General features: G+C 68.7%; 12 protein-coding genes. 6 read left to right on the plus strand and 6 right to left on the minus strand.

Going from position 1 to position 11,646, the window contains the following annotated elements; genetic code table 11:
- Nucleotides 1-375 precede the first annotated feature (375 nt).
- Nucleotides 376-1,014: a TetR/AcrR family transcriptional regulator gene (locus tag ACZ7OU_RS37845; RefSeq protein ID WP_470258946.1), complete on the plus strand. Its 639-nt coding sequence runs from the start codon at nt 376-378 to the stop codon at nt 1,012-1,014.
- On the opposite strand, the gene ACZ7OU_RS37850 is transcribed toward ACZ7OU_RS37845, so the two are convergent.
- The 4 genes from ACZ7OU_RS37850 to ACZ7OU_RS37865 are packed head-to-tail and all read right to left on the minus strand — an operon-like array spanning nt 1,003 to nt 5,841.
- Nucleotides 1,003-1,728 carry an SDR family oxidoreductase gene (locus ACZ7OU_RS37850; protein WP_470243128.1) on the minus strand — a complete coding sequence of 242 codons (726 nt, stop codon included), beginning with the start codon at nt 1,726-1,728 and terminating at the stop codon, nt 1,003-1,005. The two genes, ACZ7OU_RS37845 and ACZ7OU_RS37850, sit on opposite strands and share 12 nt — an antisense overlap.
- Nucleotides 1,725-2,495, minus strand: coding sequence for an enoyl-CoA hydratase/isomerase family protein (locus ACZ7OU_RS37855; protein WP_470258947.1), 771 nt, complete (start codon nt 2,493-2,495; stop codon nt 1,725-1,727). Before ACZ7OU_RS37855 ends, ACZ7OU_RS37850 begins: the two co-directional genes overlap by 4 nt.
- Nucleotides 2,492-4,099, minus strand: a complete 1,608-nt coding sequence (locus tag ACZ7OU_RS37860) for an AMP-binding protein (protein WP_470258948.1) — start codon at nt 4,097-4,099, stop codon at nt 2,492-2,494. The genes ACZ7OU_RS37855 and ACZ7OU_RS37860 overlap by 4 nt, the downstream gene beginning before the upstream one ends.
- Entirely contained in the window at nt 4,096-5,841 is a 1,746-nt protein-coding gene (locus tag ACZ7OU_RS37865) for a CocE/NonD family hydrolase (RefSeq protein WP_470258949.1), read from the minus strand. Before ACZ7OU_RS37865 ends, ACZ7OU_RS37860 begins: the two co-directional genes overlap by 4 nt.
- 126 nt (nt 5,842-5,967) lie before the next feature.
- Between ACZ7OU_RS37865 and ACZ7OU_RS37870 the strand changes: the two genes are divergently transcribed.
- Nucleotides 5,968-6,354, plus strand: a complete 387-nt coding sequence (locus ACZ7OU_RS37870) for an MmcQ/YjbR family DNA-binding protein (RefSeq protein ID WP_470258950.1) — start codon at nt 5,968-5,970, stop codon at nt 6,352-6,354.
- 91 nt (nt 6,355-6,445) lie between these two features.
- Here ACZ7OU_RS37870 and ACZ7OU_RS37875 read toward each other — a convergent pair whose 3' ends face one another.
- Entirely contained in the window at nt 6,446-7,771 is a 1,326-nt protein-coding gene (locus ACZ7OU_RS37875) for an MFS transporter (RefSeq protein ID WP_470258951.1), read from the minus strand.
- 190 nt (nt 7,772-7,961) lie between these two features.
- Here ACZ7OU_RS37875 and ACZ7OU_RS37880 point away from each other — a divergent pair, with 190 nt between their 5' ends.
- The 4 genes from ACZ7OU_RS37880 to ACZ7OU_RS37895 are packed head-to-tail and all read left to right on the plus strand — an operon-like array spanning nt 7,962 to nt 10,821.
- Nucleotides 7,962-8,609: a bifunctional 4-hydroxy-2-oxoglutarate aldolase/2-dehydro-3-deoxy-phosphogluconate aldolase gene (locus ACZ7OU_RS37880; protein WP_470243135.1), complete on the plus strand. Its 648-nt coding sequence runs from the start codon at nt 7,962-7,964 to the stop codon at nt 8,607-8,609.
- A complete protein-coding gene (locus tag ACZ7OU_RS37885) occupies nt 8,606-9,172 on the plus strand; it encodes a P-loop nucleotide/nucleoside kinase family protein (RefSeq protein ID WP_470258952.1) in 567 nt (188 codons plus the stop codon). The genes ACZ7OU_RS37880 and ACZ7OU_RS37885 overlap by 4 nt, the downstream gene beginning before the upstream one ends.
- The gene (locus ACZ7OU_RS37890; protein WP_470258953.1) at nt 9,169-10,002 is read left to right on the plus strand and encodes a shikimate dehydrogenase family protein; all 834 of its coding nucleotides are present in this window, start codon (nt 9,169-9,171) and stop codon (nt 10,000-10,002) included. The genes ACZ7OU_RS37885 and ACZ7OU_RS37890 overlap by 4 nt, the downstream gene beginning before the upstream one ends.
- A 27-nt stretch (nt 10,003-10,029) precedes the next feature.
- On the plus strand, nt 10,030-10,821 hold the full coding sequence (locus ACZ7OU_RS37895; RefSeq protein ID WP_470258954.1) for an SDR family NAD(P)-dependent oxidoreductase: 792 nt from the start codon (nt 10,030-10,032) through the stop codon (nt 10,819-10,821).
- Between the two features lie 3 nt (nt 10,822-10,824).
- Here ACZ7OU_RS37895 and ACZ7OU_RS37900 read toward each other — a convergent pair whose 3' ends face one another.
- Nucleotides 10,825-11,637, minus strand: a complete 813-nt coding sequence (locus ACZ7OU_RS37900; protein ID WP_470258955.1) for a sugar phosphate isomerase/epimerase family protein — start codon at nt 11,635-11,637, stop codon at nt 10,825-10,827.
- Between the last annotated feature and the right edge of the window lie 9 nt (nt 11,638-11,646).

Genomic DNA, 11,646 nt, shown 5'->3' on the forward strand with positions numbered 1-11,646 from the left:
CCGAGGCGCTGACGCACGAGAGGATGCGGTCGAGTCGGACGAAGCGGTTCCCGACGAAGATCCCGCCGCGGGCGAAGCAGAACAGCGGAACGCCTCGTCACCCAAGCGCGAGGCAGGACGCGGCCCCCGATCGGCTTTCGGCCGGCCGGCTGCTCGAACACGCCCCAGGTGCCATCGCCCGACGATCGACGAATTCCCCCGGACGGCGCAGCGCCGATCCCCCAATCGGTGTGATTTTCGCACAAGTGGGTAGTCAGACTTCCAGTTCTGGGGTTTCGGCGCGCAGGAACCCCGGAATCAGGCTTCGCCGGTCCAGACCCGAGGGCCGGCGAAGCCGCCCGGGCCCGGACCTCTCCCCCGGGTCATACTGGGTCCGTGACGACGGGGCCCCTGATGACCGCACTGGACGACACCGGCAACGGTTCGGCGCGACGCCGCCGGGTCGACCCCGAACGCCGCGCTCAGCTGCTCAGGGACGTCGAGGAACTCGTGCTCGCCGAGGGCTTCATGGCGCTGAGCATGGACGACCTGGCGCACCGTCTCCACTGTTCGAAGGCGACGCTCTACAGCGTGGCCGGGAACAAGGAACAGCTGGTGGTGGCCCTGACCAAGGGATTCTTCCGGCAGGCGACCGAGCAGATCGAGCAGGCCCTGGCCGAGGTGGCCGACCCGCGGCTGCGCATTCCGGCCTACCTGTCAGGGGTCGGCCGCGCGATGAGCCGGTGTTCGACCCAGTTCTACGCCGACATGATCGGCTTTCGGTCCACCGCGAGCATCTATCGGACGAACTCCGCGGCCGCGGCCCGGCGCGTCCGGGAGCTGATCGCCGAAGGCGTCAAGGAAGGCGCGCTGCGCTCGATAGACGGGAACTTCGCCGGGCAGCTCGTGGCACTGGCCATCGAAGGGGTCCAGTCCGGAGTGCTCCTGCAGGGCGGCCTGAGCGCGGGTGAGGCGTACACCGAAATGGCTGATCTCCTGCTCCACGGGCTCAGCGCGCCACAATCATCGGATTGACGAGCCGATGGAGATGCCGCCGTCGACGTCCAGGACGACGCCGGTGAGGTAGCCGGCAGCCTCACTGGCCAGGAACGCCGCGGCCTCGGCGATGTCCTCCGGCCGGCCGGTGTGGCGCATCGGGATCTTGCCAGTGAGCTTGTCGCGGGCGGGGCCGTTCATGGAGGCGAGCATGGGGGTTTCGATGAGGCCCGGGGCGATGGCGTTGGCGGTGATGCCGTGGCGCGCGCCCTCGAGGGCGAGGGTGCGGGTCAGGCCGACGATGCCGGCCTTGGCGGCCACGTAGTTGGCCTGCCCGAAGTTCCCGCGCCACGACATGGACGAGAAGCTGACGATGCGTCCGTAGCCCTGGCGCTTCATCGGCCCGAACGCGGCGCGCGCGCAGTGGAAGCTGCCGGTGAGACTGACGTCGAGCACCGCGTGCCAGTCGTCGTCGGTGATGTCCTCGACCCGGTTGTCGCGGATGATGCCGGCGTTGTTGACCAGCACGTCCAGGCGGCCGAAGTCCTCGACGACGGCGGCGATCCAGGCGTTCACCCCGGCCGAGTCGGTCACGTCGACCACGTCGGCGCGGTGTGGACCGGCCAGGGCTTCGCCGTTGACGTCGGCCACCGCGACAGTGGCGCCTTCGGCGGCGAACCGGGTCGCCATGGCGAGGCCCAGGCCTTGCGCGCCACCGGTGATGGCGACGACACGTCCGTGGTAGCGGTTCATCGGTGGTCTCCGGTCTCGAGAAACGCGCGCAGGGCCTCAGCTACTGAGCTCGCGGGCCAGTTGTCGGCGAAGGTGGCCAGTTCCTCGCGCAGGGCGGGTTCGGGCGCCACACCGTCGATGCGGTGCAGCAAGGTCTTGAGCCGCTGCTGGGCCGGACTGGCACGCGCGGCCAGCTGACGGCAGACGCGGTCGGCCGTGTCCTGCAGATCCGCTTCGGGCACGATCGCGCGGAGCCAGCCGGTGCCGGCGAACGCGGTCGCGGGCAGCAGCTCGCCGGTGAGCAGGAGCCAGCGCGACAGCCCGCGCCCGACCGCGCCGGGCAACCGGACGCTGGATCCGCCCGCCGGGACGAGCCGGCGGGTGAGGTGACCGTCGCCGATGAGGGTGGTGTCGGCGGCGACCACGACGTCACAGGCCAAGGCGAGTTCGAGGCCGCCGGCGACGGCGTGGCCGTGCAGCACCGCGACCCACGGTTTGGTGGCGGCCGCGATCCGGGTGAAGCAGGCCGACACGTCGGTCAGGAAGCCGACGGGGTTCTCGCCCCGGTCGTGCAGCTCCAGGAACTGGTGGAAGTCGCCGCCGGCGCAGAAGCTCGGCCCGGTGCCCGCCACCGCGACGACCGCGGTGGCGGGATCGGCTTCGGCGCTGGTGATCTGCTTGTCCAGGGCTTCGATCAGGGTGACGTCGAGGGCGTTGCGCCGCTCGGGGCGGTTGAGCCGCAACCACCGGACGGCGCCGCGTTGCTCGACGAGCAGCGGTTCGGTCACCGTGTCCCCGCGGTCAGTTCCGCTCGCCTCCGGCGCAGCAGGTAGCGCTGCGTCTTGCCGCTGGGCGTCTTGGGCAGGGCCTCGATGAAGTGGACGGTGCGCGGGTAGGCGTGGGCGGCGTAGCGGGTCTTGACGAACTGCTGGAGCTCGGTGGCCAGCGCCGGCGAGGCGTCGTGGCCGTCGCGGAGGACGACGTAGGCCTCGATGACCTCCCCGCGGACGTCGTCGGGGGCGCCGATGACGCTGCACTCGGCGACGGCGGGGTGCTGGACGAGAACGCTCTCGATTTCGAACGGCCCGATGCGGTACCCGGCCATGATGATGACGTCGTCGTCGCGCGAGGAGAAGAAGAAGTCGCCGTCCGCGTCGAACCGCCCGGCATCGCCGGTGAGGTACCAGCGTCCGCCGTCGGTGAACTTGGCGTCGCTCTGCCCGGGGAGCTGGTAGCCGCGGAAGGTCATCAGCGGGCTCGCGGCGACGTCGATGGCGACCCGGCCGAGCACGCCGGGTTCGACGGGCTCGTCCTGGTCGTCGGCCAGGACGGTGAGGCTCCAGCCGGGCACCGGCCGACCCATCGATCCGCTCTTCAGGGGACGGGCGAGTTCCGGATGGTGGTGGTTGGCCAGCGGCATGCCGACCTCGGTCTGGCCGAAGTGGTCGTGCACGGCGAGGCCGAGTGCGGCGCGCGCCCAGTCGTTGACCTCGGGGGTCAGCGGCTCCCCCGCGCTGGACGCCCGTTCCAGGCTCAGCCCCCGTGGCACGGGCACCGAGGACGCTCGCAGCCCCCGGAACACCGTCGGGGCGGCCGTGAAGTCGGTGACCGAGTGCTCGAGGAGGGTGCGCCAGGTCGTCTCGACGGAGAATCCGCCGGCCAGCAGCAGGCTCGGGATGCCGGCGGCCAGCGGAGCGACGACGGCGGAGTACAGCCCGTAGGCCCAGCCGGGATCGGCGGCGCACCAGTAGCTGCTCGCCTGGGTGACACCCAGGGCGTACTCGAGGTAGATCTGCCAGCCGGCGACGTACGAGACGGGGTGGATCACGCCCTTGGGCTTGCCAGTGGTTCCGGAGGTGAACATGTGCACCAGAGGGCCGTCCCCGCTCGTGGTGACCCGGGGCACCGGCTCCGGGGACGCGGCGGTGGCCAGGTCCGCCAGCGACGCGCCGGTGACGACGCGGCGCCGAGGGTCGTCCGGCAGGTCGGGACCCGGGTCGAGTTTGTGGCGCTGATCCGGGTCGACGACCACGACGTGCGCACCCGAACCCTCCAGCCGCAGGGCGATGGCCTGGGGCGCGAACGCGGTGAACAGCGGGGCGTAGACCGCGCCGAGCCGCCAGATCGCGAGGATGAGCGTGACCAGGTCGGTGCTCTTGCCCATCAAGGTCGCCACCCGGTCGCCGGGACCGACGCCGAGCCCTTGCAACGCGCGCGCGTAGCGGTGCGAGCGCGCTGCCAGCTCTCCGTAGGACAGCGTGGACGGCTCGCCGTCGACGACGGTGAACGCGACGCGATCTGCGGGATGCCGATCGCACAGCAGCCACGCCACGTCGAGGACGGGTGCGCCGAATTCCGCGGTCAGCTCCGCGACCCGGTCGGCGGCGCTCACTGCGGTCCCTTCCGGTCGATGACCGGCAGGACGAGGCGGCTGGGATGCTCCGGCCCGTGGTGGATGCGGTTGATCGCGGGCACCATCTGCGCTTCGGTCTCGCGGGCGATGACGCCGCCGGTGTTGGTGTTGCGGTCGTAGCGCGGGAAGTTGCTGCTGGAGACGTCCAGGCGGATGCGGTGCCCGGGAAGGAAGACGTTGGAGGTCGCGGTCAGGTCGACGGTGATTTCGTAGACCGTGCCGGGCTCCATCGGTTCTTCCGTGGCGAGGCCGTTGCGGTAGCGGGCGCGCAGGATCCCGTCGCACAGGTTGATCGCCTTGCCGTCGGGGAAGACGTCGACGAGCTTGGCGGTGAAGTCGGTGTCCACAGTGGACGAGGAGACGAACAGCTTCGCGTAGACCGGTCCGGTGACCTCGACGGGCTCCTCGAGCACGGGACCGGTGAAACACATGACATCCTCGCGGCCGGCGACGGTCCGCTGGTCGACCGGGCCGCCGAAGCCCGGGGTCATCGGCAGGCACGCCCCGCCGGCCGTGGGCACCGGGCGGCGCGGGTCGTAGAGGTAGGTGTCGTGCTCGGCGATCGCCGCGGGCTCGGTGGTCAGCACGCCGTCGCCGCCGGCGGTGTTGGCGTGGCCGGCGCTGCCGAGGTGGAAGTCGGTCCACCGCGTGTCGGGCAGCGGCCAGTCCTGCTCGTCACGCCACTGGTCGATGCCCATCACGAAGATCTTCACCGGCGCCACACCGTCCAACGCGGTGGTCTCGCCCTTGACCCAGTGGTCGAAGAACTTCACGTGCAGGTCGGTCAGGCCCATCAGCTGGGCCGTGGCCATCGGGCCGAAGGACCGGTCGGGATAGACGCCGTCCGCGGAGAGGTGGTCCCACGGACCGATGATCAGCCGCTGCCCCTCGCGCGCCTGCTCGCTGCCGGCGTTCCGGCGGGCGGCGGTGAAGGTGCGGACGGTCTGTCCGATGTAGAGGTCGTACCAGCCGCCGATGTTCAGGGCCGGGGCGGTGACGTTCTTCAGCTCGGGCGTGAGCTCCATCGCGTCCCAGTACCCGTCGTGCGACGGGTGGGCCATCCAGTCGTCCCACCACTTCCCGTACGCCGCCAAGACCGGGACCTCGGCCGTCGGCAGCACCTCGTTGAGGGACTCCTGGGTCAGTACCGCCTGGACGAGCTCCTGCACCTGGGACAACGAGCCTTCGCCGAGCGCCAAGGACCGCTGCGCGTCGGCCGCGTACATCATGGAGTTCCAGAACGTGACCAGGCTCAGGGAAAGCGCACCGCCCGCGGAGTACCAGGGAGCCTCGTAGTTGTCGATCGAGGTGACCGACGGCGCGATCGCCTTCAACGCGGGAGATCCCGTCGCGGCGGCCTCCCACTGGACCATCCCGAGGTAGGACGGCCCGTACATGCCCACCGTTCCGTCCGACCACGGCTGACCGGCGATCCAGGCGAGAGTGTCCTCGCCGTCGGCGCGATCGGCCATGTGCGGGACGAACTCGCCTTCCGAGCGATGGGTACCCCGGCAGTCCTGCACCACCAGCGCGTAGCCGGCCTCCAGGAAAGCGAGGAAGTCGGGCATGACCGACGTGGTGATGCCCATGGCGTCCTTGCCGTACGGGAGACGCACGAGCAGCGTCGGCCCGTCGCCCTCGGCCAGGCGCCACACGTTGGCCGCCAGGGCGACGCCGTCACGCATCGGAATCCGGACATCTATCTCGTACACGTGCGGCATGCGGCGCTCCTCGATGAGCTGAACGGCGGTTTCAGATGACGGTACGTTAGGCAGAACATCTGTACCCTGTCAACGTACCGGAGCATCATCGCCCCAGCCCGTCACCACCCGAGAAGGCTCATCACGATGAACTTGCAGAAGACGGCCGCCGGCCGCGCGGAGGAACTGCCCGGAGCTCGGCTGGAGCATCCCTTCGGCCCCGGCTGGGAGGTCTTCAAGGTCCGCGGCAAGGTGTTCATGCTGATGACCGAGGTTCCGGGGCGCCCCGTCGTGATCCTCAAGGCGGACCCCGGCGAGGCCCTCGCCCTGCGGGAGCAGTACCGCCACATCACCCCCGGCTACCACATGAACAAGAAGCACTGGATCACGCTGGAGGCCGGGGAAGGCGTCGACCAAGAGCTGGTCGAAGAGCTCGTCACCGACTCCTACTTGCTCGTGGTCTCCCACCTGCCCAAGGCCGAGCGGCCCGTCGACCCGCACACCTACGGCCGCGGCACCCGGGCAGCCAGGTGAGCGCGGCCGGTGACCGCTCAGAGCTCGCAGTCCTGCGGGTCCGCCGCAGCTCCACGTCCCTCCGCAGAGCGTGCAGCTCACGAAGAACCGCCTACGACACGGAACCCCTCGTCGGGGTGCGCACCGTGGCCTCCTCCAGCCCACCTTCCACGACCTCCGGGTCCTTCAGCGCGACGGTCGCCCGCAGTGTCTTGCTGCCCGTCTCCGGAAGCGTGAAGTAGACGGCGAGGCAGACGACGATGATCACGATCATGTAGAGCGCGACGAACCTGGGGTGCCCGGCGCCGACGAACGCGGCGGCGATCAGGGGGGCCGTGCCGCCGAAGAGGGCGATCACCAGCTGGTGGGAGAAGCCGATGCCGGCCACCCGGACCGACGCCGGGAACAGCTCCGCCTGGATCGTCGGGTACACCGCCTGCCAGATGCCCAGGACGATCCATCCCGACGCGGCCACCACGACGTAGACCCAGAAGCCCGGCCGGTCGAGGAGGAGCAGCAGGGGGTAGAAGAGCACGATCATGCCGACCGCACCCACGACGGGGAAGATCTTGCGCCGGCCGAGGCGGTCCGACAGCGCGCCGCAGATCGGCACGACGATGACCAGCAGCGTGAGCCCGATGACGCTGCCGACCAGGGTGGAGGTCTTGTCCCGTCCGCTGGTGAGCTGGGCGTAGGTGGGCAGGAAGGTCGCCCAGGTGTAGTAGGCCACGGCCGGCGCGGACAGCGCCGCCGTCTGCAGCAGGGCCTTCGGATGCTCACGGAGCAGCGCCATCAGCCGTGCGGGTGCCGACTTCTTGTCGACGAGGGAACTGGCCTCGAACTCGGAGGTCTCGTCGGCGCGGGCCCGCAGGACGAGGCCGACCACACCCAGGAGGCCGCCCACGAGGAAGGGGATGCGCCAGCCCCAGGCCGCGAGCTCGGCCGGGGAGAAGGCCGAGGTGATGATCGCCGCGGCCCCGGTCGCGGCGAGGGTCGCCAAGCCACTCGCCATGTTCGAGAAGGACCCGAACAGGCCCCTCCTGTTCGGCGGCGCGTGCTCGACCATGAACGAGATGGCGCTCTGCTGCTCGCTGCCGGCCGAGATGCCCTGCAGGATCCGGGCCACCACGAAGAGGATGGGCGCCGCGTAGCCGATCTGGTCGTACCCGGGGGTGAGCGCGATGATCAGGGCGCCGAGCGCCATCCCGGACACGGACAGGGTGAGGATCACCCGCCGGCCGTAGCGATCGGCCAGCGGCGAAACGATGATCCCGCTGAAGGGGCGGACGACGAACCCGATCGCGTACGTGAGCAGCGCCGCGATGAGCGAAGCGAACGGTGAGTGGCTGGGAAAGATCTGCGGGGCGAACACCGCGGCCAGCAACCCGTAGATGTACCAGTCGTACCACTCGACGAAGTGGCCGATCGTGCCCGCCACCAGGTTGACGGGGCGGCGAGGGCGTTCCAGAACCTCGGAGAGCTCGGGAGGGCTTGACGTCCCGGAGGAGTCTGAGGAGTTCGTCGTCATTGAGCGCTCCACAATGAGATCGGTTGCTGAGATCGGTTGCAGAGACCGTAAGGAGCGTGCGAGTATTTGTCAATCACGCTCCCGGCCAGAGGGGACACAGGTGTTCACCAAGCTTGCGACACTGCGCTCGATCGACGAGTCGGGCGCCGTGCTCATCGTTCGGCTGCCCGACGCGGACAGCGCGGAGCGCGTCGCGCACGCCGCGATCGAGGGCGGGTTCCGCGCCCTGGAGATCACGCTCTCCATCCCGGGGGCCGTCGAGCTCATCCGGCGGTTGGCCACGCGGTACGCACCGGACGGGGTCGCCGTGGGAGCGGGAACCGTCCTCGACGGCCACGCCGCGTACGAGTGCATCCGAGCCGGTGCCGCGTTCTTGGTCAGCCCGCAGCTCAACTCCGGGATGATCCGCGTCGCGAACCGCTACCAGGTGCCGACGATCAGCGGGGCCTTCACCCCGACCGAGATCCTCGAGACCGCCGAGGCGGGCGCGGACATCGTCAAGCTGTTCCCCACCGAGAACGCGGGTATCCCCTACGCCAAGGCCGTGCTCGCGCCGCTGGCGCACCTGCCGATCATGCCCGCCGGTGGGGTGACCGCCGAGAACGTCGAGGAGTGGTTCGCCGCGGGCGTGGCGGGGGTCGGCGTGGGCAGCGCCGTCACCAAGGCGTGGCAGCCCGACGGCGACTTCACCCGGGTGACCACCGCCGCCCGCGACTTCCTGACGGCGGTGCGGGACGCGCGCGGATGAACGCGCCGACCCTGCGCATCGTCATCGGCACGGCGGGCTCCGGCAAGTCGACGATCGCCCGGCGCCTCGCGCGGCAGCACGGCGCCGCGTACCTCGACAAGGACGCGATGAGCGCGCGGTTCGTCGAAGCCGCCCTGGTGTCGGCCGGGTACGACCCCGGCGACCGCGAGGCCAACCCGTTCTACCGCGACACCATCCTGCCCCTCGAGTACGACTCGCTGCTCGACGTCGCCGGGGCCAACCTCCGCCTCGGCCGCCCCGTGGTGGTCGACGCGCCCTTCAGCCCCTACCTGTCCGACCCCACCTTCATCACCGCGGCCGCGGAGCGCTTCGACTGGCCGCCGATCGACGTGGAGGTGGTACGGGTCCGCGTCTCCCCGAGGACGCTGCAGGACCGGCTGCGCAAGCGTGGCCTCGAACGCGACCAGGTCAAGCTCGCCCATTGGGACGAGTACTGGGCCGTGCACGGCGGGCTGCGGTGCGCGTGGAGCGGCGTACGGATGTCCGAGCTCTCCAACGACGCGCAGGAGCCAGGGACCGGCACGGATGGAGGCACCCGATGATCAGCGGAACGACCACGCTCGTCGCGCACATGGGCCACCCCACGCACACGTTCAAGTCGTCGCTGATCTGCAATCCCTGGTTCGAGAAGAACGGGATCGACGCCGTCGTCGTCCCGATGGGGATCAAGGCCGGGGACTACCCGAACTTCTTCCGGTCGATCTTCGACCTCACCAACATCCGCGGTGCGCTGGTCACCATGCCGCACAAGGTCACCACCATGGAGCTGGTGGACGAGATCAGCCCGACCGCCGCGATCGCCGGCGCGACGAACGCCGTCCTGAAGCGCGAGGACGGGTCGCTCCTCGCCGACCAGTTCGACGGCGCCGGCTTCGTCCGCGGCATGCTGCGCAAGGGGTTCGACCCGGCCGGGAAACGCGCGCTGGTCGTCGGCAACGGCGGGGTCGGTTCGTCGATCGCCGCGTCGCTGGCCGGCCTCGGCCTGGCCGGGATCGGCTTGTTCGATCCCGACGCAGCCGCCTCCGAAGCGCTCTCCCAGCGCATCGGCCGGCACTACTCGGACGTGCGGGTCGTGCTGGGGTCGAGGGATCCCGAGGGCTACGACCTGATCGTGAACGCCACGCCCATCGGAATGAACGACGGCGATCCGCTGCCCGTCGACGTCGACCGCATCGCCCCCGGTTCGTACGTCGGAGATGTGGTGCTCAAGACCGACATGACCCCGTTCCTGCGGGCAGCCGGGGACAAGGGCTGCACGATCCAGGTCGGCAGCGACATGTTGTTCGAGCTGATTCCCGCCTACCTGGAGTTCTTCGGCTTCGAAGGCGCGACACCCGACGATCTGCGCGCGGCCGCGCAGCTCCCGTCCTAGTGATTCCCGGCTATTGGAGTGTGCACGATGAGGGCTTTGGTCAGTGGTGGAAGCAGCGGCATCGGCGCGTCCACCTGCGTGAGGCTCGCGGAGGCGGCTCTCGCCCGGGGCGAGCGGCCGCAGATCGCCGTGTGCGGACACAAAGTGACCACCGGTCAAGAGCAGATCGTCCGTTCGATCCGGTCACTGGGCGGTACCGCCATCGCATTGGCGGGTGACCTCGGTGATCCCGACGTGCCAGGTCAACTCGTGGAAGCCGCGGTGGCCGAATTCGGCGGCCTGGACGGGCTGGTGGCGAACGCCGGAATCGCGAGCCCCGGCGCGATCTGCGACTTGTCCGTCGAGGCCTGGGACGACATGTTCTCCGTCAACCTCCGCGGCGCGTGGCTCCTCGCCAAAGCGAGCTACCCGCACCTGAAGCGCAGTCGCGGTTCGGCTTGTTTCACCTCCTCGATGTCCGGGCAGCTACCACATGCCGGATCAGGTGCTTACAGCCCCAGCAAAGCCGCTTTGACGATGCTGGCCCAGACGCTCGCCTTGGAGTGGGCTCCCGACGGTATTCGCGTGAACGTGGTATCCCCCGGCATGACTCATACATCGATGACCGAGAAGATGTACGCCGACCCTCAGATCAAGAAAGCAAGGGAAGACATCATTCCGCTGGCGCGGATTGGGGATCCCGCGGACATCGCGAACGTGATCGAGTTCCTGGTGGGCCCGTTGTCGGGTTATGTCACAGGGCAGGACATCTGTGTCGACGGCGGCTTCTCGAAGTCTATTCTCAGCCATATTCCCGGCCGACCGAGCTCCAGCTCTTGAGAGCTAGATTCCCAACTTCCAGCCCTTATTTCCGAGGTCGCGCATTGCCTGACCGAACTCATACACAGTGTTTTCTTCACGAATCACCTCGAGCACGACATTGCTTACCCCGCATGTCGCTTCGACAGCGGCCCCCAGCCCTTCGAAATCCACCACCCCAGTGCCGATCGGATCATGACCCCAAGTCTCCAAACCCGTATCAGAAATATGCACGAGTGCAATGGATTCCTGATGCGAGAGCAAACCCGCCACGGGATCCTCTTCGATGTAAGCGGCATTGGCGACGTCGTACACGATCTTGAGTGCATCATCGTCGACCGTACTGACGATACCCGCCAGGTCCCGAACGGTAGGAGTGAAGCAGTAGGGAGTGTTTTCCAGAAGGAGCCGCGTGCCGGCCTGCTTGGCCAGCGGAATCAGATCACCCAGGCTCTCGTACATCCATCCGTACGCTTTTTCGAGCGAAGGTGAAATCATAGGGCGCCTGGTACCGGGAGATATCACCACCTCGGGGACATCCCAAGCCACAGCCAAGTCGATCACCGACTTGACGTGTTCGATACTCTTACGACGCATGTTCGCACCGGGGCTCGCCAGATTGATGTCATATCCACCGGCATTGAGCGATCGGATACTCGCACCGTAATCACTGAGCCTTGCTTTTATGGCCGAGCGCTCCGAGCCGGACAGTTCATCCGGCCAACAGTGCGGAGAGCTGATCGGCACTTCGAAAGTCCTGTACCCATTGTCGACCAATTCCGCAATTGCTTCGATCGCCGTCGACGACCATAGATACGAAAACGTGTTGATGATCACGTCGAAATC

This window comes from Amycolatopsis sp. NPDC114505 (genome assembly GCF_055633615.1).

What these genes read in the sequence shown, in the direction of transcription:
- ACZ7OU_RS37895 (WP_470258954.1), top strand. Translation starts at nt 10,030, where the DNA reads ATGAGGGCTTTGGTCAGTGGTGGAAGCAGCGGCATCGGCGCGTCCACC.
- ACZ7OU_RS37870 (WP_470258950.1), top strand. Translation starts at nt 5,968, where the DNA reads ATGAACTTGCAGAAGACGGCCGCCGGCCGCGCGGAGGAACTGCCCGGA.
- ACZ7OU_RS37865 (WP_470258949.1), bottom strand. Translation starts at nt 5,841, where the DNA reads ATGCCGCACGTGTACGAGATAGATGTCCGGATTCCGATGCGTGACGGC.
- ACZ7OU_RS37890 (WP_470258953.1), top strand. Translation starts at nt 9,169, where the DNA reads ATGATCAGCGGAACGACCACGCTCGTCGCGCACATGGGCCACCCCACG.
- ACZ7OU_RS37850 (WP_470243128.1), bottom strand. Translation starts at nt 1,728, where the DNA reads ATGAACCGCTACCACGGACGTGTCGTCGCCATCACCGGTGGCGCGCAA.
- ACZ7OU_RS37885 (WP_470258952.1), top strand. Translation starts at nt 8,606, where the DNA reads ATGAACGCGCCGACCCTGCGCATCGTCATCGGCACGGCGGGCTCCGGC.